The sequence below is a fragment of the Psychrobacter sp. UBA5136 genome (assembly GCF_002414005.1).
GTDB lineage: Bacteria > Pseudomonadota > Gammaproteobacteria > Pseudomonadales > Moraxellaceae > Psychrobacter.
Window position 1 is genome coordinate 25,667 of the sequence record NZ_DHYG01000066.1, and the last position, 20,459, is coordinate 46,125.

The following is a 20,459-nucleotide window of genomic DNA, read 5'->3' on the forward strand; positions in this document are numbered from 1 at the left end:
GCATTAGAAATACATTTATAAAAAACAGTACTTTGCTTGCTTGCAACCATTCTAACCATAAAAATACCTGACAGTTCAATCATTTTCTTCTGTTTATGCCATTTACAGGCTAGTATGGCAAATATCCTTAATCGCTTAATGTAGCCAAATTATGCCCAGTCCAAAATCTTTAGACACCAAACACGATTTATTTGCGGCGTCTCGGCGTCCATTTGATGATGAATCGGGTACTGATACAGACTTTCAAGGCGATGTTTATGAAGCGTTGGCGAAACTTGAATATATTTATGTCGATGAGCTGACCGCCGAAAATGTCGCTGACAGCGATACAAAACCGCATCAGTCCCTCTCGTTAGTTGATTTCTTTGAAGGCTTGGCGCAGCTTGCCACCATGGGCGTGGTTGAAGTCACGGATATTGTCGAAGCTATCCACCGTGAGATTCTGCTGCGACCGTTAGGACGGTTTAATAAAGGCAAGCTTGATAAAGACAATCTTGAGCATTGGCAGCGCGGTATCACGGGACGCATTTATGGCACGGTACGCCAAACGATGCAGTTGGTCGGCAATAATCTCGCCATAGGGCTGCGTCTGTATAACACGATGTTAAAACCCAAAAAGATACAGCCCTTGCCTTTAAACTTGCGCCGCGTGGTGAATATCTTAAATGGCGTCATGGGCGATCACCTTATCACCCATCATAACCCATTGGCAGTGTCGATGGTGCTATACGATAAAGACAACCGTGTGCAAAATGGCGCGCTAGCAGGGCGGGTGATTGTGTTATGTCACGGGCTTTGTATGAGTCACTTAAGCTGGCAGGTAGCGGGCGAAAACAATCTGGGCACAACGCTGGTCAGCACGCTGCCAAACACCACGGTTTTATATGTAAACTACAATACCGGTCGGCGTATCTCCAGTAACGGGCGTAGGTTTGCCAAGGTTTTGCAAGATTTGGTTGAAGAAAATCCAGACATTACTCAGCTTGATTTAATCGGGCATAGCATGGGCGGTTTATTAAGTCGTAGCGCGCTGTTTTATGGTAAAGAGCAGGGTTTTAGCTGGGTTAAGCGCGTGGGCAATCTGGTTACTTTGGGCACGCCGCATCATGGTGCAAGCTTGGAGCGAATTGGTAATTTTGTGCAATACAAAATCGCGAAGCTGCCTTTTGCGGGTTCGTTGGCGAAATTGGGCGACTTACGTAGCGCTGGTATTATTGACCTACGTTATGGCAGTATTCGCGACGCAGACTGGAAATTTTTAGAGGAGCGCAGCGTGCTACCGGCAGAGTTTCGCCATCCGGCGCGTCTGCCTTTGCATGTAAATACCTATTTGGTCGCGGCAGCTTTGCTTGAAACCCATTATGAAAATAAAACCTCCAGTTTATTGGGTGATGGATTGGTTTCCGTGGAATCGGCGCTCGGCGAATACTCCGAAGAGCATACGCTGAGCGTGCCAGAGGGTCATAAAGCGATATTTTACGGCGTCAATCACATGAACTTAATCTATAACGATAGGGTACATGAGCAAGTGACTGATTGGTTATTGGCCAATCAACTAGGCGATGCTCATGACGCCAAATATGCGCTTGATAGTCGTATCTATTCTTATCCACAAGATTTTGAGGTCGAGATTTAAGCGTTAAAAACAATAAACCCTCAAGCATCACACTTGAGGGTTTATTAAATATTTAAATAAGTTATAGGCTACTCAGCAAAAATTGCCGCTACATCGTCTTTATTAAATTTATAGATTTCACCGCAAAAGCCGCAGTCCATCTCAAACGTACCACCTTGCTCGTCGACGATATCCAAGGCTTCGGTTTCGCCGATTTGCTCAATCGCCATTTCGCACTTCTCGCGTGAGCACGTACAACCAAAGGAAAGCGGCACTGGCTCAGGGGCAACGACTTTTTCCTCGTTGTACAAGCGGTATAGAATCTCATTGGCATCAAGCGTGGTCAGCTCTTCTGCTTTTAGCGTGCGCGTCAGCACACTTAAGCGCGTCCATAAATCATCATCAATACCAGCGTCTTGGTTTTGCTCGACTTCATAAGTTTCTGCAGCGGTACGAGGCAGCATTTGTACCAAGATACCACCCGCTTGCAGACCATCAGAGGCCAAATTAATCAGCGTTGGAATTTGCGCCGATTGTTTTTGATAATGCGCTAAGCAGTCGGCCAAGTTGTCATGGCTGCGCTCAACGATACCTTGATACGGCTCGCCGCCATCAGGCTGGATATTGATAAACAACACGCCTTGACCAGCCGCGCCGAGCTCAGCAAAAGCGTCTTTGGCATGGATCATATTGTCCCACGCTTGCACTTGTTCGTCGGTGTCGCTTTTCCAGCTGGCAAGGGCACGGATGATACCATCTTGGTCGCATTCTGCCATTGCCCAATTGAGTAGGCTGTCGCTGTCTGATGATTGTAATTGAATCGATAAGCGACCATTAATTTTAACGGTACTGATCAGCAAACTTGCAGCTGTCAGCATTTCACCCAACAAGCGCTTAATGGCTTCAGGATAAGGTTTTTGCGCAATCGTCTGCGCATAGCTGCGCGATAGGCGCACCACGTCACCGCGCACCGGTGAGTCTTCGATAAAAAAGCGTTGGCGTACGTCGTTATCGCGGTGGCTGCTGGGCGCTTGGCGGTCGGTATTTGGGACTTGGGTATCTTGTGTCATAGGTCATAACTAGTATTAAGAAGTTGTTAGCTTTATGGGGATTCATTAGGATTTATCAATCATAGCGGTTAGATTATTGGCTTAATTTCAATAATTTATAAGTGGACGCTTTAAAATATCAGCCTCATTAAAAAAAGTTTACCCCCACTGCGCAAATTGTTGTACAGTAACATTAAGTTGCATAGTGATAAATAACTGCAACAGCATGGATGCATGGCGGCAAAGTTAACCAACGGCTTAGATAGGCTTAAATAAAGTCAAATAGTGGCTTAAACAGCGCCAAAGTCCCCTCTCAATTCTGTGAAAATGTGATAAAAGGATGTATCTCATGACCTACTTAATCTCTAAACCCTTGACGCTGGTTGCTTTTATGGCCTTGGGCTTGGCGGGCTGTAATAATAGCAATCAAACCAACACCGAAGCGGCGCCAGCAGATGGGCCTGCTACGACTGAGACCACTGAACAGACAGGAAATGCTAACGGCACGCTACAAAAAATCAAAGAATCAGGTACGATCGTAGTCGGGCACCGTGATTCTTCTATTCCATTTTCTTACATTGCTGACGATCCAAACCAGCCGATTGGCTATGCGCACGATTTAGAAATGAAAGTGGTTGATGCGGTTAAGCAAAAGCTCAACATGCCAGATTTAAACGTCCGTTACAACCTTATCACCTCACAAACCCGTATTCCTCTTGTGCAAAACGGTACCGTTGATTTTGAATGTGGCTCGACCACCAATAATGAAGAGCGCCAAAAACAAGTCGCCTTCTCAAACGGTTTCTTTGAAATTGGCACGCGTTTACTGACCAAAAAAGACTCAGGCATTCAAGATTTTGAAGACTTAAAAGGTAAAACCTTGGTCACTACCGCTGGAACGACCTCAGAACGTTATATCCGTGAATACAACGACAAAAATAAAATGGACATCAATGTCATCTCGGCAAAAGACCATGGCGAAGCCTTCCTTATGTTAGAAAATGGCCGTGCCGATGCCTTTATGATGGATGATGTCCTGCTAGCGGGCGAAAAAGCCAAAGCCAAAAATCCTGATGACTGGGTGATTGTTGGCACGCCGCAATCGTTTGAGATTTATGGTTGTATGATGCGTAAAGATGACCCTGAATTCAAAGCCGTAGTCGATGAGGCGCTTGCCAATGTCTTTAGCTCAGGTGAGATTAATGGCATTTATGACAAATGGTTTATGAACCCAATCCCACCAAAAAATGTCAATCTAAACTTTGAGATGTCAGATAACTTAAAAGCCTTGATTGCCAATCCGCACGATAGCGCGCAGCCAAAAGAAGCAACTGCCCAGTAATGATAGTCCCTCAACATAGCTTGCTGGCGCGCTTGGACTGATATATCACTCTGGCGCGTTGGCTTTTTACTCATGGCTTGGAGAGACAATCATGAATTATAGCTGGAACTGGGGTGTGCTCTTTGAGCAAACCGGTATCGGTAACGAGCTTTACTTGCATTGGATGGTGACCGGACTTGGCTGGCTGCTGTTGATTGGCAGTATCGCCTGGGCGATTGCCATGGTGATTGGTACTGTTTTGGGCATCATGCGTACCCTGCCCAATAAAGCCGCTCGTAGCATTGGCACCGCTTATGTGACTTTTTTTCGTAATATTCCTCTTCTCGTACAATTATTCTTTTGGTTTTATATTGCCCCCGGTTGGCTGACGCCCGCGCTACAAGACTGGTGGTATAAAGATTTATCGCCCAACACCTCAGCCATGCTGTCTGCCAGTATTGGTTTGGGTTTATTTACCGCCGCGCGTATCGTTGAGCAGGTGCGAACCGGCATCGAGTCCTTACCTGAAGGACAAGTTAATGCCGCTTATGCGCTCGGTTTTACGATTCCGCAAGCGTATAAAGAGGTGCTACTGCCGCAGGCGTTTCGGATCATCTTGCCGCCGCTCAGCTCTGAGCTGACCAACTGCTTTAAAAACGCTTCGGTGGCGTCGCTCGTTGGCGTGATGGAGCTGATTAGCCAAACCAAAACCATCAGTGAATATACCCAAAACAGCCTCGAGATTTATACTTATGCGACTATTATCTATCTGGTCTTCAATCTATCGTTAATTGCCATTATGGGACTGATTGAGCGTAAACTGCGTGTACCTGGGCTGATTGCAGGGAGTCAAAAATGAACATGATGACCGAACTTGCAACAGCGTACCCAGGCTTAATGGGCGGTATGCTGACCACTTTAAAGGTGCTATTTCTTGCTATCTTAGGGGGTATCAGCTTAGGCACGGTATTGGCTTTAATGCGTTTGTCTGGCATCAAAGCGCTAGAAGTCCCCGCAAAACTATACGTCAATTATTTTCGTTCTGTGCCATTACTACTGGTGCTACTGTGGTTTTATTTTGCCGTGCCGATGATATATTTTTGGCTAGCGGGTAAATATCTACAACTCGATACCGCGTTTACCTCGTGTGTGGTCGCCTTTATGATGTTTGAAGCAGCGTACTTCTCAGAGGTAGTGCGCGCGGGTATCCAATCGATTGGTAGCGGGCAGGTCAATGCCGCAAAGGCACTTGGCATGACCTATGGACAAACCATGCGTTTGGTTATTTTGCCGCAAGCGTTTCGCAAAATGCTGCCGCTGATTTTGCAGCAATGTATTATTTTATTTCAAGATACGACGCTGGTTTTCGCCATTGGGTTGACGGATTTTTTCCGCGCCGCTTACGTCCGTGGAGAGCTGATGGGCTTACTGACGCCTTATATTTTAGGCGCGGGGGCTATTTATTTTATTATCAGCTTAAGTGCCTCTATCGGCGTGCAGCAATTGCAAAAACGTTTAAGGTTTTAAGGTAAATTTGGCGCAGTATTTTACTATTAAGATGTAATTTAATAATTATGAAAAAAAGTGATTAGGAGCCAGTGATGAATGAGTCAGTGATAAATGAGCCAGTGATAAACAATGCTGACACATATATAAATGAATTTGGCGGACTGGTCACCGACAATGGTCATGCAAGCGCTGAGATCGTCATCAAAATGACTGACGTCAGTAAATGGTACGGCGACTTTCAGGTGCTAACGGACTGTACCGCTCACGTGCATAAAGGCGATGTGGTGGTGGTTTGTGGTCCATCGGGTAGTGGTAAGTCGACGCTTATTAAAACCGTTAATGGTCTTGAGCCTTTTCAAAAAGGCGATATCATGGTTAATGGTATCTCAGTTGGCGCGGCAAAAACCAACTTGCCCAAACTTCGTAGCAGTGTTGGGATGGTATTTCAGCATTTTGAGCTGTTTCCGCATCTGACCATTATTGATAACTTAACGGTCGCGCAAATCAAAGTGCTAGGCCGTAAAGAAGATGAGGCTAAGCAAAAAGGCATGGCGTATCTAGACCGTGTTGGGCTGACGGTGCAAGCAGCAAAGTATCCAGCAGAACTGTCTGGCGGTCAGCAGCAGCGCGTGGCAATTGCGCGCGCGCTAGCGATGGATCCAGTAGCGATGCTGTTTGACGAGCCAACCTCCGCCCTTGATCCAGAAATGATTCAAGAGGTGCTCGATGTGATGGTTGAGCTGACCCGCGATGGTATGACTATGATGTGTGTAACCCATGAGATGGGCTTTGCCAGTCAGGTTGCCAATCGCATTATCTTTATGGATGAAGGGCATATCGTTGAAAACTGTAGCAAAGATGAGTTTTTTGAGGGCGCAAAAAGCGATCGCGCGCAACTGTTCTTATCAAAGATTCTCAATCATTAAAATTCAGTACTGTGATTTAAGTGTCTGGCAAAGCGTCTTTTATAGGCGCTTTTTTTTATGCAGTAAAATGCCGATAAATTGTTTTAGACAGGCGTAATATGAAGATGACTGGCTCGGCGCGCGAATAGGTGAGTGCATGGCTGTTTACTGATACAATAGCGGTCAATATGTTAAGAATTAAAATAATTCATAAACGATATTGGAGTAAATATGAGTGTAGAAAATCAATCGGCAGGTATTGTCATTATTGGCGCAGGCTTGGCAGGATGGCACGTTGTTGACGCCATTCGCACAAAAGATAAAGATATTCCCATTACCCTAATCACGGCTGATAATGGCGATCGTTATCATAAGCCGATGCTAACGATGGCAATTAGCCAACAAAAAAATGCCTCGGACTTGGTACGGGCGACTGGTAGCGATGCCGCAGAGGCGGCGCAAGTGACGTTACTTGCCAATACGCAAGTGACCGATATTGACCCTGACAGCCAAACCTTGCAACTTATCTCAGCGCTGCGCTCCGACCCTGTTTATACCAATTATGCGACTATCAGCTATGACAAGCTGGTACTGGCGATGGGCGCGCACCCTATTTTTCCAAAAAGCCTGCCCGAAGATTTGGTTTGGCATGTTAACCATATCGAGCGTTTTGGGCAGCTGCAAGAAAAGCTTGCCGCTGGCAGTCAACGCGTTGCTATCGTTGGTGCTGGCATGGTTGGGACGGAGATTGCTGAGGATTTATTAAAAGCGGGTCATGAAGTCACGCTGATCGATTTAAACGATGCGCCGCTCTCGCAAATGCTACCAGCAAAAGCGACCGCCCGTATTGCCAAAGCAGTACAGTCACAAGGGATTCACTTTTTAGGCGGTTATCAAGTATCGAATGTCACGCGTCATAGTGACGGCAAACTACAAGTCAGCTATGCGCCAGTAGCAGCTACTGACAGTGATGCGGCGCAGCAGCCTGAACCGTTAATCGTTGACCATGTCATTGCTAGTACGGGCTTGACGGTTGATGATAAATTGCCAACCGCGGCAGGGGTTGAGTTTAACCGGCGCACGGGCATTGTGGTTGATGCCTCAACGCTACGCACTCATGCGTCCAATGTTTACGCGATTGGCGATTGTATGTCGATCAATGGCGTTGCTTGCCGTTATGTGGCGCCACTACGTGCGCAGGCAGCGACAATTGCTGATGATATCTTGGGTCACGAGCACAGCGGCTATGATCATAAGCCGCCGATGATTCGCTTAAAAAATAAAGCCATTTCGGTGATGGTAACTGGCGTACCGCAAGCTGCTGGCAATTGGCAAGTAGCTACTGAAACGGATGATGAGCTGGTCATGAACTTACTTGATGAGAACAAGGTTATCAGCGCAACGGTGACGATTAAAGCGCCGCCAACGGTTAAAGCTTAATCGTTGCAGGGTTAACTCTTAACCTTAATTTTGTCTTAATTTCTGCCAAAAAGCCAGCTGCGTAGCAATGCATGACTGGCTTTTTATATAGACAGTGCAAAATAAAGTCGTCCGGTTAATAACCACGTGCTACTGGTATAAATTTTCCTTGCTTGCTGCTAAACAGAGGCGGCGAAAAATTCATCCCAGTAGCACGTTATCAAGTCTGGATCGATTCTAAAGAGAAACGCTTATATTCAAGCACGCCGTATTTTATGCTATCTTTTACTAAACTAGTATCTTTAGCAATTAATTTAAATGATACATATTGTATTGCTATTATTGACAGCCTTCGATTTAAGGCGGTATAGTAGCTAACGCTCGTCAAGGCCTATTCAAGGAAGAAAGAATAGACGACAAGCGAAAAATCAGCACCATAAAAAGTAAAACGAAAGGACTCGTTATGACGCGAACTATTGACTTCGATAGCATTTTAAACAACATACCCACCGTTAATATGGGCGCACGCTCAGCAAATGCGCCGCTCAGCCAAAGTTATGACAAAGGCCCTGATGTGCCGCTGATTGAGGCGACCATCGGTGACTTCTTTGATGCCATTGTGTCCAAATATCCTGAGCGAGAAGCGCTGGTCGTGCGTCATCAAAATATCCGCTGGACGTATCGCGAGTTGCAACAGCAAGTCAACCAGCTCGCTAGTAGCATGATTGAGATGGGGCTTGAGATTGGCGATCGCATCGGTATCTGGTCGCACAACAACGCCGAGTGGCTTTTGATGCAATTAGCAACGGCAAAAGTTGGCGTTATCCTTGTCAATATCAATCCTGCTTACCGCACCTTTGAGCTGCAATATGCACTCAATAAATTGGGTTGTTCAGCGCTTGTCCTTATGCGCCATTTTAAAAGCAGTGATTATGCGCAGTTAATCCGTGAGCTCTGTCCTGAGATTTATCATAAAGACTATACCCAGCTTGATTTGGTCGAGATTCCAACCATCGAGCGTATTATTTGGATTGATGAGCCGGACTCTGATGAAGAGTTTGGTTTTATGCAAAAATTCTCTGCTTGGATGGCGGAGGGTGATGCCAACGATCCACGCGTTGCCGAGCGTCAGGCGCAGCTTAAAAACACCGACGCTATTAACGTGCAATTCACCAGCGGCACGACAGGCACGCCAAAAGGCGCGACACTAAGCCATCGTAATATTCTAAATAACGGTTATTTTATCGGTGAGGCCATGAATCTCACCTTTGAGGATAGACTGTGCATTCCAGTACCTTTATACCATTGCTTCGGTATGGTGCTCGGCAATTTAGCGATTTTGACGCATGGCGGTTGTATCGTTTATCCGAATGATGGTTTTGAGCCATTGTCCGTCTTGCAGGCGGTTGAAGAAGAGAAATGTACCGCTTTGCATGGCGTACCAACGATGTTTATCGCCGAGCTTGACCATCCTGAATTTGAAAACTTTGATTTATCGACCTTGCGCACTGGCATTATGGCAGGCTCCAGCTGCCCGATTGAAGTCATGCGCCGCGTTATTGATAAAATGCACATGAAAGAGGTGACCATTGCTTACGGCATGACCGAAACCAGTCCGGTTTCTTGCCAGACCAATGAGCATACGCCGCTTGAGAAGCAAGTATCGACCGTTGGTTTGGTGCAGCCTGCGCTTGAAGTCAAAGTCGTCGATACCGAAACGGGCGAGATTGTCCCCTTAGGGGAAACGGGCGAGCTTTTGACGCGTGGTTATTCAGTGATGAAAGGTTATTGGGGTAGCCGCTTTAAAACCCGTGAAGCGATACAAGATGGCTGGATGCATACTGGCGATTTGGCGACGATGGATGAAGACGGCTATGTCAAAATCGTTGGTCGCAGTAAAGATATGGTCATTCGCGGCGGCGAGAATATTTATCCTGTCGAGATTGAAAACTACCTGTATCGCCATCCAAAAATACGCGATGTACAAATTGTCGGTGTGCCAGATAAGCGGTATGGCGAAGTGCTGGCTGCTTGGATTATTCCTAAAGAGCCGGGCTGCTTGACCGAAGAGGACGTGCGCCAATTCTGTAGCGAGCACATCGCCCATTATAAAGTGCCGACTTACTATCGCTTTGTGACCGAATACCCGATGACCATCACCGGTAAAATCCAAAAGTATAAGATTATCGAGCAGATGAAAGAAGAGCTAGGCCTGTAAGAGTAAACTAATCTTAGCCGTTATTTTATAAATCATTTATGTGAGTAAAAACTAAAACATTCAACCGTTATAATAAAAAGTTATGCGCATTGACGCATCAAAGAAAAGGGATATCATGAGCGCTATCATAACCAGTAAACTGAGTCCAAACGCCAGCGATTTTCAGCAAAATCGTGCCGCCATGCAAGAAATAGTCGACGACTTATATGTACACCTGCGAAAAGTTGCTCAGGGCGGTTCAGAGCGGGCGCGTGCCAAGCATTTAGCACGCGGTAAGCTACTGCCGCGCGAGCGTGTCGAGCGCTTGCTCGATGTTGGCACGCCGTTTTTGGAAGTGGCACCAATGGCAGCGCACGGTATGTATGGCGAAGATATTCCGGCGGCGGGCGTGATTGCGGGGATTGGCCGCATTAACGGCACCGAGTGTATGATTGTCTGTAATGATGCCACGGTAAAGGGCGGCACCTACTATCCGATGACGGTCAAAAAGCATTTACGCGCGCAAGAAATCGCGCAAGAAAATAACTTACCTTGCGTGTATTTGGTGGACTCAGGCGGCGCAAACTTGCCCAATCAAGATGAAGTCTTCCCTGATAAAGATGACTTTGGCCGTATCTTTTTTAATCAAGCCAACCTGAGTGCTGCCGGTATTCCGCAAATTGCCGTAGTTATGGGCAGCTGTACCGCTGGCGGTGCTTATGTGCCAGCCATGAGCGATGAATCTATCATTGTCAAAGAACAAGGCACCATCTTTTTGGGTGGTCCGCCACTGGTCAAAGCGGCGACAGGCGAGGAGGTCAGCGCCGAAGACTTGGGCGGCGGTGATGTGCACACGCGTCTGTCAGGCGTGGTCGATCATTTGGCGCAAAGCGATACCCATGCGTTATCGATTGCGCGCAATATCGTTAGCCACTTAAACCGTCCTGTCAAACATATTCCTAATCAAATAGCCCCGCGTCCACCGCGCTATGATGCCAAAGAGCTATACGGCATCATTCCAACCGATAAGCGCAAACCCTTTGATATCAAAGAAATCATTGCCCGTATCGTTGATGACAGCGCGTTTGACGAATTTAAAGCGCGCTTTGGCACGACGCTGGTGTGCGGTTTTGCCCATATCGAAGGCATGCCAGTTGGTATTATCGCTAATAACGGTATTTTATTTAGTGAGTCGGCGCAAAAAGGCACCCACTTTATCGAGCTATGCTGTAAGCGTAAAATTCCTTTGGTGTTTTTGCAAAATATCACCGGCTTTATGGTTGGGCGCAAATACGAAAACGAAGGCATTGCTCGTCATGGTGCCAAGATGGTCATGGCAGTTGCCAACGCCAAAGTGCCTAAATTTACCGTCATCGTTGGCGGCTCATTCGGCGCTGGCAACTACGGTATGTGCGGCCGTGCTTATAGCCCGCGTTTTTTATGGATGTGGCCAAATGCGCGTATCTCAGTCATGGGCGGCGAGCAAGCAGCTTCGGTACTGGCGACGGTTAAGCGCGATAATTTTGCGCGTAAAGGCGAGACGTGGAGTGATGAAGATGAAGCCGCCTTTAAAGCGCCGATTCGCGAGATGTACGAAGAGCAAGGCCATCCATACTATGCCACCGCGCGGCTGTGGGATGATGGTGTGATTGATCCTGCTGATACGCGTCATGTGTTGACATTAGGACTAAGCGCCGCCTATAACGCCCCAATTGAAGAGACGACGTTTGGCGTGTTTAGAATGTAAGTTAACTGAAAATACGATTCAGAATCTAGAAAAATAGAGAAAATCATGCAAAAAAACCTTGATAGAACTTTTGAAAATTATAAAAACCTATTAGTAAAAGTAGAACAGCACGTTGCAACGGTGACATTAAATCGTCCCGAGATAAGAAATGCCTTTAACGATGACATGATTGCCGAGCTGACAGAAGCTTTTACTACGCTAGGCGCTGATGATAATGTGCGCGTCATCGTCTTAGCGGCGGCTGGCAAAGCGTTTTGCGCGGGAGCGGATCTTAATTGGATGCGTGCCATGGCCGATTATAGCTATGAAGAAAACCTAGCAGACGCCGATAAACTGGCGCAAATGCTAAAGACCATTTACGAGTGCCCAAAACCAACCGTTGCTGCCATCCAAGGCGACGTTTATGCAGGTGGAATGGGCTTGGTTGCCGTTTGTGATGTGGCCATTGCCGTTAAAATTGCCAATTTTTGCTTAAGTGAAGTACGTCTGGGATTAGCGCCTGCCACCATTAGTCCGTATGTCGTAAGAGCATTAGGGGCTAGAGCGTCGCATCGCTACTTTTTAAGTGCAGAAGTGTTTGACGCCAAAAAAGCACGGCAGCTTGGCTTTATTCATGAGCGCGTCAGTGAAGAGTCACTTAACGATACGGTTGCAGCGTTATGCGCCAAAATAGTTAACAATAGCCCCGAGGCGGTCAAAACCTGCAAGCGTTTATTGCACGACATAGCGGGTGCAGACATTACCGATGAGTTGATTGCCGATACCGTCAAAGGTATCGCTGATATCCGCTCATCTGAGCAAGGAAAGGAAGGCGTGCAAGCATTTTTGCAAAAGCGTAAGCCAAATTGGTTAACGGCAGACTAGTAGCAAAAAAACGATAGTCAAGACGATAAATAAAAACGATAAGTTACAGGGATAGTTATGTTTTCTAAAATTTTAATCGCCAACCGTGGTGAAATTGCTTGCCGAGTTGCCGCGACCGCCAAGCGCATGGGCATTCGTACCGTTGCTGTTTATTCTGATGCTGACCGCGAGGCCAAGCATGTCGCCGTCTGTGACGAAGCAGTTTATTTGGGTGGTTCGGCGCCAAAAGACAGCTATCTAAAAGGCGATGCGATTATTGCCATTGCTAAAAAGACTGGCGCGCAAGCAATTCATCCAGGCTATGGCTTTTTAAGCGAAAATGCGGACTTTGCGCAAGCCTGTCAGGATGCAGGTCTGGTATTTATTGGCCCATCCGCTGCTGCGATTCGCGCGATGGGAGGTAAATCTGAATCTAAGCGCTTGATGGAAGCGGCTGGCGTGCCATTGATACCGGGTTATCATGGTGACAATCAAAATGCCGAGTTTTTGCAGCAGCAAGCCGATAGCATTGGCTATCCTGTCTTGATTAAAGCAAGTGCGGGCGGTGGCGGTAAAGGTATGCGTATCGTCGAGCAAAGCAGCGATTTTGTTGACCTACTAGACTCATGCCGTCGTGAAGCGATTACTAGCTTTGGTAATGATCAGGTACTCATCGAAAAATACGCGCTAAAACCACGTCATATCGAAATCCAAGTGTTTGGTGATACGCATGGCAACTATGTGCATTTATTTGAGCGTGATTGCTCGGTACAGCGTCGCCATCAAAAGGTGTTAGAAGAAGCCCCTGCGCCAGGTGTTGACGCAGCAATGCGAGAAGCGATGGGCACCGCGGCGATTGAAGCGGCGCGTGCGGTCAATTATGTCGGCGCGGGCACGGTTGAGTTTATCGTTGAGCAGCGCGAAGGCGCCATGAACTTTTATTTTATGGAAATGAATACGCGTCTGCAAGTTGAGCATCCGGTCAGTGAAGCCATCTCGGGCGTCGATTTGGTCGAATGGCAACTATTGGTCGCAGCGGGTCAGCCGTTACCCAAACAGCAAAATGAGCTGGTCATCAATGGTCATGCGATTGAAGCGCGTATCTGTGCTGAAAACCCTGATAATGGTTTTTTACCAGCGACAGGAACGCTATTTACCTATCAAAAACCTGAGCACAGCACCTTTAACATTGCTGACGTGCGTATCGATGATGGCGTCCGCGAAGGAGATGTGATTAGCCCGTTTTATGATTCTATGATTGCCAAGCTTATCGTGCATGCGCCCACGCGCGAGCAAGCATTGGCAAAGCTTGATCGCGCATTGGCCCAGACGCGCATCGTTGGTTTACCAAATAACGTGGCGTTTTTGCGTTATATCTTAAATACGGAGTCGTTTAGTCGAGCCAATCTCGATACGGCATTGATTGAACGCGAAGCGGACGAGTTATTTAATCAGCATCGGCTTGATTTATCGACGCTGGTTGTGACGGCTATTACGCAGCAGCTTGCCCGTGAAAGCGCGAGGCAAGGGCAAGACACCGATCCATTTAGTAAGCCTACGGGCTTCCGCGCTTATAGCAATTACACCCGCTCGTTTAGCTTGATTTATGATGAGCAAGCGTACCAAGCGCGTCTTAGCAACTGGCATAATGCCGATTATACTAACAGCAAAAAAGGGGGTGATACTCTCAGTCGCTTTACGCTTATCATTGAAAAAGAAATCGCAAGCACTGAAGATAATAGCAATGCCAATGTCGCCGCGCAAACCGAAACGGTTTATGAAGGTGAGGTGAGCTACGCCAGCAGTGATGCGCACAATCATACCTTATGGTTAGATGGCGCGCGTATCAACGCGCAAAGTTGGACAAGTAATGAAACCGTTTATGTGTTTACTGATAGCGGCCGTGATGAGATTACGCTGATCGATATCATGGCGCATGTTGGCGAAGATAGCGCGGCGGTCGGCAGCTTAAAGTCACCGATGCCGGGGCAAGTCGTGGCGTTTAAAGTAGCGGTTGGCGATAGTGTGAACAAAGGCGAGCCCCTTGCTGTTATCGAAGCAATGAAAATCGAACATACCATTAGCGCTCCAACCGATGGCGTGGTGGCAGAATTGTTATTTGCGGCAGGCGATTTGGTTGCTGACGGTGATGAGTTGTTACGCATCGATAGTGAAAGTTGATAGCTGAGAGATAAATAAGAACAGGGCGACTAGTTAAAAAAGGACAATTAGCATGAATATCTCCTATCCAGACCACGTCACCATCGTCGATGTCAGCCCGCGCGATGGCTTACAAAATGAGTCCATGACCGTACCAACTGCGGTTAAGCAAGCGCTTATCGAGGACTTAATTGCAGCAGGCGTGAAAAAACTTGAAGCGACCAGTTTTGTCTCGCCCAAATGGGTGCCGCAAATGGGTGATAACAGCGAGCTACTTGAAGCACTCGCGCCCGCGCGCCATGCCGATGTTTGTTACTCGGTACTGGTGCCAAATATGCGCGGTTTTGAAAATGCCATTGCGCACCGCCCTGATGAAATCGTCATCTTTGGCTCAGCGAGTGAAACCTTTAGCCAAAAAAATATCAATTGCAGCATCGATGAAAGCATTGAGCGTTTTGCACCTGTTGCCGCTGCGGCAAAAGAGCAGGGTATTAAAGTACGCGGCGTTATTTCTTGCACGGTCGGTTGCCCTTATGAAGGTGAGATTGATCCAAGCCAAGTCGCGTATGTGACCAAGCGTTTGGTTGAGATTGGCGCTGAACAAATTGGTATTGCCGACACGATTGGTGTTGGTACACCGCTAAAAGTTCAGCGCGCGCTGCAAGCTGCCCTAGAGTACGCCGACATCAGCAAGCTATCAGGGCATTTCCATGATACGTATGGTCAAGCCGTCAGTAACACTTTAGCTGCTTTACAGATGGGCGTTAGTGAATTCGATACCTCAGTAGCTGGGCTTGGCGGTTGTCCGTATGCCAAAGGCGCCACGGGCAATGTCGCAACCGAAGACGTGGTTTATATGCTGCATGGCATGGGCATCAATACTGGCATTGATTTGGATAAATTGGTTGCAGCAGGCGAGCGTATCAGCGAATTTCTCGGGCGCCGCAACGGCTCAAGCGTGGCGCGCGCTTTGATTAACAAACGTCAGCCTTAGCCAATAGGATTAGAACTACCGCCGATTATGATTTAAATCATACAATCCAAATGAATAAATATATAGATTGATAGCTGGTATAAATTTTTTGAAGCCTCTGGAGTGACGAAGTCGCACAGCAAGCGCTAAAAATTTGTACCAGCTATATGAGCTCTCTTTAAATTGACCTAAATCTTTAAGCAATTAAACATCGAAATACAAGGAATGGTTATGAGTTTACCCGGATTAAATTTTCAGCTTGGCGAAGACATCGATGCCCTGCGTGATGTGGTACAGCAGTTTGCGGCAAAAGAAATCGCCCCGCGTGCGGCGGAAATCGATAGTAGCGACGAGTTCCCAATGGATTTATGGCAAAAAATGGGTGAGCTTGGCCTTCATGGCATTACCGTTCCTGAAGAATACGGCGGCTCTGATATGGGCTACGTCGCGCACATGGTGGCGATGGAAGAGATTAGCCGCGCGTCTGCTTCTGTAGCGCTAAGTTATGGTGCGCATTCAAACCTATGTATCAACCAAATCAAACGCAACGGCAACGAGGCGCAAAAACAAAAATATCTGCCTAAGCTGATTAGCGGTGAATTCATTGGTTCTTTAGCGATGAGCGAAACGGGTGCTGGCTCCGATGTCGTTAGTATGAAGCTAAAAGCCGAAGAAAAAGACGGTCATTATGTGCTAAACGGCAGCAAGATGTGGATCACCAATGGTCCCGATGCGGACGTGATGGTGGTTTATGCAAAGACCAATCCGGAGCTGGGCGCTAAAGGCATGACGGCGTTTATCGTTGAAAAAGGCATGGCTGGCTTTGGCACGGCGCAAAAGCTCGATAAACTCGGCATGCGCGGTAGCCATACGGGCGAGATGACCTTTAATAATGTTGAAGTTCCTAAAGAAAATGTCTTAGGCGGCGTTGGTAATGGCGTCAAGGTACTGATGAGCGGTCTTGATTACGAGCGCGCGGTACTCGCCGCAGGGCCCATCGGCATCATGCAAGCGGTGATGGATAACGTCGTCCCTTATATCCACGACCGTAAGCAGTTTGGACAAGCGATTGGCGAATTTCAGCTTATCCAAGGTAAAGTCGCTGATATGTATACCATCCTGCAAGCGGGACGCAGCTTCTTATATACAGTCGGTAAAAACCTCGATATGCTCGATCAGCGCGGCGCTGGTCATAGCCGCGAAGTACGTAAAGATTGCGCCAGTGTGATTTTGTGGTGTGCCGAAAAAGCCACGTGGATGGCGGGCGAGGGCATTCAAATCTTTGGCGGTAATGGCTATACCAACGAATATCCTCTCGGCCGTTTGTGGCGTGATGCCAAGCTGTATGAGATTGGCGCGGGCACCAGTGAGATTCGCCGTATGCTGATTGGCCGCGAGTTATTTAACGAGACTAAATAACAGCAGTGGAGGTTTAGTAGCAAAAAAGCAGGTCGCTTAAAACGCCCTGCTTTTTTATTCGTATTTTATACCGTCACTAAAACTAGGATGATTGTTTAATTAGGATGATTGTTTAATATGGTCAAAATAACGCGCCAAACCATTTAACAATAAATCATCGCGCAGGCGCACGGAACGATTGATATGTTGCGCGATGATGTGCGCATCGCCGCCGGTCATGATGAGCTCAAAGTTTGGATGACGATTGCTGATTTCGTTTATCGCACCAACAATGGACAATAAGATACCGCGATGCACCGCGTCTTGGGTGGTGATGCCCTGACTGACGCTATCAAAAGTGCCGTTAGAGATGGTAATTTGCTTGGTACCAGAAAATAACGACTCGCGCTGCAGATAGATACTGGGAAAAATATAACCGCCTAAATGCTCAGCGTGGTCAATCAAATCAATCGTTACGGCCGTACCGCAGCCAATCACGCACTGGCGTTTTTTCTTATCGACGGCACCAAGCATTTGTAGCCAGCGGTCGCAGCCAAGCTGTTCGTCATTATAAGCGCTTTTCATCAAGGCGTGCGCTGCATCGACGTGCACAAACTCAAACGGAATATTCAAGCGGCTTAGGGTTTCAGATACTTTACCATTCAAATCATTGCCCAATACCGAAGATATACCGATAAAATCAGGCGCATAACGCTCAAAGCGATCGGTTAGGCCCATGAGCAGTTCGGCTGGCGCTTGCAAATGCTGCTTGGCATCATGCGCCACTATCTGCCCGATATCATCGGTGAGCCAGTACTTAAGGCGGGTGTTGCCAAGATCAAGCCAGAGCATAAAAATCCTTTTATAAATAGTGCCCAATTACCAACCGTCTTGATAATTTTTACACTTTTAGTGCTCGTTAAATAAGTGGTTTAAACTCGTTGAATAACGTCGATGCGTCCGGTAAAAAGCGCAGAAATATTACCGTTATCTTGGCGCAATTGCAAACATCCGTGTGTATCAAGCCCGCACGCATAACCGGTGAGCGTCTCGATATCGCCGTTATGCTCTTGGGTGACGCGCAAACGCAAACCAGCCAAGGCGTCCAGCGCGTCAAACTGTTTTAAAAAGCTGTCTAAATTGTACGTCTGGCCAGTAGGCTTTTCTAACCCTAAATGCTCAAAGCGCGTCATTGCTGCCATTAAGGCTTTACTCATTTGCCAATAAAGCGTTTTTAGGCTTGGTAATGGCATAGTCTCGCTTGCTAAGCTTTGATAAATATCTTGTAAGCTAATCGCCTGATAGCTCATGCCCTCGCTGGTTTGCGCGGTGAGCGTCGGCGTTTCTTGCACATTAAGGCCCACGCCCATGACCACGCCGACCAATTTTCCTAATCTTGTGACGGGCTCTATTAAGATGCCAGCAAGCTTATGAAAGGGCAGCGTTTGCTCGTCTAATTTAGTCACTTGCAAAATAGAGTTATCTAGGTCAGCTTGGTTATGGCGCTGCTGATGCTGCTGCGCATAAAAACCCAAATCATTGGCCCATTTTACTCCGATTGGCGTCAGTTTTTGCGCGCGTAATTGTTCATTTAGTGTTTGAATTACGGGCATTTTTGCCAATTCAACGCCGATAATTAACGACAGCAAACCACTAATCGGCAGATGCAACGGATGATATAACGACAAATACACATTGCCACGCGGCGATTGCCATGAGCGCCCGTGTTGCCCGCGACCAGCGCTTTGGGTTTCAGCGGTAAGTAGATGCATATCAGTGGCGTCTAGCGTGCCATCTTGCACCGCTGCTATCAGCTCGCTATTGGTCGAGCCGCTACTAATAAGGTGGCGATGGTTCAGTTCGGGCAAATGGGCGAGCGTTAATGATTCGGGTTGGCAGTCAGGCAGTGAGTCAAATAAGGGATTCAATGGCGGCATAAGTTTCGTCGATGTGTTTAATGTGGCGTGGATAAACTTTGCTATACTGAGCGCTGGTTGCTAACTCCCAGTACAAAATAGACAGCATAAAGGTCGGATTATGATTTGGCAAATGCGTTTGAGAGTGTGTATCCAAGCAATTATAAAGCTAAATGATTTTTATAAAAATAAGTACGACAAAAGGCTGATTTGATGATGTTATATGTGTGGTTTGTGATTGCAGGGGCGTTTGCTGGCGTGAGCGCGGGCTTATTTGGCGTTGGCGGCGGTATGATTATCGTACCAGCGTTAGTTTGGATTTTTACCGCTTATCATTTTTCGCCAGAAGTGGTCACGCACTTGGCGATTGGCACCTCACTTGCGACCATCATTGTAACCTCTATCAGCTCGCTCACAGCGCACAATAAACGCGGCGGCGTGCGCTGGGAAGTATGGCGCAAAATGGCATTGGGCTTGGTCATCGGTAGTTTGATTGGTGCTGGTATTGCCGATATGATTGACGGTAAGGTACTGCAAGCCATCATCGGTGTCGGTGCGTTATTGGTCGCCTTAAAAATGCTGTTTTTATCCAATAAAGAACAATTGGGCAAACCTTTGCCATCAGCTGGCGTACAATTTGGGGCAGGGACGGGTATCGGTCTGGCGTCGTCAATTTTTGGGATTGGCGGCGGTAGTTTGACCGTGCCGTTTTTAAATTGGGCAGGTCTACCGATGAAACAATCGGTCGGCACGTCTGCCGCTTGCGGTTTGCCAATTGCCGTCGCTGGCGCGGTAGGCTTTGCGTGGTTTGGCCAGGATGTGGTCAATCTGCCTGAAGGTACGATAGGCTTTGTCCATATCACAGGCTTTTTATGTATTTCCGTCGCTAGCTTTATTATGGCAAAAGTCGGTGCCAAACTTGCCCACGTGCTGCCCGCGCTGACGCTGAAACGCGCTTTTGGCGTGCTATTGTTATTTGCAGGCGGTCAGTTATTATTAAGTGGGATTGGGGTGATTTAATTTTATTTCCTATCAATCGCATCAAGCCCCAAACGCATCCATTTTCTCGCTAGCTCATCATGGTCGCTGAGCATGCTCCATAGCGCATCTTCACTAAAGATTGAGTGCGCTTTACCCGAGTGCTCAATGGGCAAATCCGCCTCACGGTCTGTCATCCATTGCGGATTGAGATAATAATCTTTTAACTCATTTTGCAAGGCTTCAGCGCGCAAAAACTGCTGCTGCGCCTCAAGCTGCTTACGATACAGCTCACACCATTCTTCATATTTTTGTTGTAGCTCTTGCGGATCGTATTTATCAAAATTGTCTTCAGTCATTTGAGTGTCCTTAATTGTTATTATGTAGATGAATGAGATAAATTTTCAGCCCTATTATAGCATCCCTCAC

At 47.3% G+C, this 20,459-nt stretch carries 17 protein-coding genes; 13 read left to right on the forward strand and 4 right to left on the reverse strand.

Annotated elements, in window-relative coordinates:
• The first annotated feature begins 151 nt into the window (after positions 1-151).
• The gene (locus B4240_RS10660; protein ID WP_296239079.1) at positions 152-1,636 is read left to right on the forward strand and encodes an esterase/lipase family protein; all 1,485 of its coding nucleotides are present in this window, start codon (positions 152-154) and stop codon (positions 1,634-1,636) included.
• Between the two features lie 68 nt (positions 1,637-1,704).
• Here B4240_RS10660 and B4240_RS10665 read toward each other — a convergent pair whose 3' ends face one another.
• On the reverse strand, positions 1,705-2,685 hold the full coding sequence (locus B4240_RS10665; protein ID WP_296239081.1) for an Hsp33 family molecular chaperone HslO: 981 nt from the start codon (positions 2,683-2,685) through the stop codon (positions 1,705-1,707).
• A 328-nt stretch (positions 2,686-3,013) separates the two neighbouring features.
• Here B4240_RS10665 and B4240_RS10670 point away from each other — a divergent pair, with 328 nt between their 5' ends.
• The 11 genes from B4240_RS10670 to B4240_RS10720 all read left to right on the forward strand — a co-directional run bounded on the left by B4240_RS10670 (position 3,014) and on the right by B4240_RS10720 (position 17,157).
• On the forward strand, positions 3,014-4,006 hold the full coding sequence (locus tag B4240_RS10670) for a glutamate/aspartate ABC transporter substrate-binding protein (protein WP_296239083.1): 993 nt from the start codon (positions 3,014-3,016) through the stop codon (positions 4,004-4,006).
• A 91-nt stretch (positions 4,007-4,097) separates the two neighbouring features.
• Complete coding sequence (locus B4240_RS10675) at positions 4,098-4,844, forward strand: amino acid ABC transporter permease (RefSeq protein ID WP_296239085.1); 747 nt, start codon at positions 4,098-4,100, stop codon at positions 4,842-4,844.
• The gene (locus B4240_RS10680) at positions 4,841-5,512 is read left to right on the forward strand and encodes an ABC transporter permease subunit (protein ID WP_296239087.1); all 672 of its coding nucleotides are present in this window, start codon (positions 4,841-4,843) and stop codon (positions 5,510-5,512) included. The genes B4240_RS10675 and B4240_RS10680 overlap by 4 nt, the downstream gene beginning before the upstream one ends.
• 188 nt (positions 5,513-5,700) lie before the next feature.
• Positions 5,701-6,420, forward strand: coding sequence for an amino acid ABC transporter ATP-binding protein (locus B4240_RS10685; protein WP_296239212.1), 720 nt, complete (start codon positions 5,701-5,703; stop codon positions 6,418-6,420).
• 210 nt (positions 6,421-6,630) lie between these two features.
• The gene (locus tag B4240_RS10690; RefSeq protein WP_296239089.1) at positions 6,631-7,839 is read left to right on the forward strand and encodes an FAD-dependent oxidoreductase; all 1,209 of its coding nucleotides are present in this window, start codon (positions 6,631-6,633) and stop codon (positions 7,837-7,839) included.
• A 442-nt stretch (positions 7,840-8,281) separates the two neighbouring features.
• On the forward strand, positions 8,282-10,036 hold the full coding sequence (locus B4240_RS10695; protein ID WP_296239091.1) for an AMP-binding protein: 1,755 nt from the start codon (positions 8,282-8,284) through the stop codon (positions 10,034-10,036).
• Positions 10,037-10,151: 115 nt separating this feature from the next.
• The gene (locus tag B4240_RS10700) at positions 10,152-11,762 is read left to right on the forward strand and encodes a carboxyl transferase domain-containing protein (RefSeq protein WP_296239093.1); all 1,611 of its coding nucleotides are present in this window, start codon (positions 10,152-10,154) and stop codon (positions 11,760-11,762) included.
• Between the two features lie 45 nt (positions 11,763-11,807).
• Positions 11,808-12,626 (forward strand): enoyl-CoA hydratase/isomerase family protein, encoded by an 819-nt coding sequence (locus B4240_RS10705; RefSeq protein ID WP_296239095.1) that lies wholly within the window; start codon positions 11,808-11,810, stop codon positions 12,624-12,626.
• 57 nt (positions 12,627-12,683) lie between these two features.
• Positions 12,684-14,786 carry an acetyl-CoA carboxylase biotin carboxylase subunit gene (locus B4240_RS10710; RefSeq protein WP_296239098.1) on the forward strand — a complete coding sequence of 701 codons (2,103 nt, stop codon included), beginning with the start codon at positions 12,684-12,686 and terminating at the stop codon, positions 14,784-14,786.
• 52 nt (positions 14,787-14,838) lie between these two features.
• Positions 14,839-15,759, forward strand: coding sequence for a hydroxymethylglutaryl-CoA lyase (locus B4240_RS10715; protein WP_296239100.1), 921 nt, complete (start codon positions 14,839-14,841; stop codon positions 15,757-15,759).
• Positions 15,760-15,969: 210 nt separating this feature from the next.
• Positions 15,970-17,157, forward strand: a complete 1,188-nt coding sequence (locus tag B4240_RS10720) for an isovaleryl-CoA dehydrogenase (protein WP_296239102.1) — start codon at positions 15,970-15,972, stop codon at positions 17,155-17,157.
• Between the two features lie 99 nt (positions 17,158-17,256).
• Here B4240_RS10720 and B4240_RS10725 read toward each other — a convergent pair whose 3' ends face one another.
• Positions 17,257-17,988, reverse strand: coding sequence for a pantothenate kinase (locus tag B4240_RS10725; RefSeq protein WP_296239103.1), 732 nt, complete (start codon positions 17,986-17,988; stop codon positions 17,257-17,259).
• A gap of 80 nt (positions 17,989-18,068) precedes the next feature.
• On the reverse strand, positions 18,069-19,064 hold the full coding sequence (locus tag B4240_RS10730; protein WP_414707126.1) for a biotin--[acetyl-CoA-carboxylase] ligase: 996 nt from the start codon (positions 19,062-19,064) through the stop codon (positions 18,069-18,071).
• A gap of 204 nt (positions 19,065-19,268) precedes the next feature.
• On the opposite strand from B4240_RS10730, the gene B4240_RS10735 reads away from it, so the two are divergent.
• Positions 19,269-20,072, forward strand: coding sequence for a sulfite exporter TauE/SafE family protein (locus tag B4240_RS10735; protein WP_296239214.1), 804 nt, complete (start codon positions 19,269-19,271; stop codon positions 20,070-20,072).
• Between the two features lie 2 nt (positions 20,073-20,074).
• Here the strand turns inward: B4240_RS10735 and B4240_RS10740 are convergent, their stop codons facing one another.
• A complete protein-coding gene (locus tag B4240_RS10740; protein ID WP_296239107.1) occupies positions 20,075-20,389 on the reverse strand; it encodes a DUF4298 domain-containing protein in 315 nt (104 codons plus the stop codon).
• Positions 20,390-20,459: the final 70 nt, after the last annotated feature.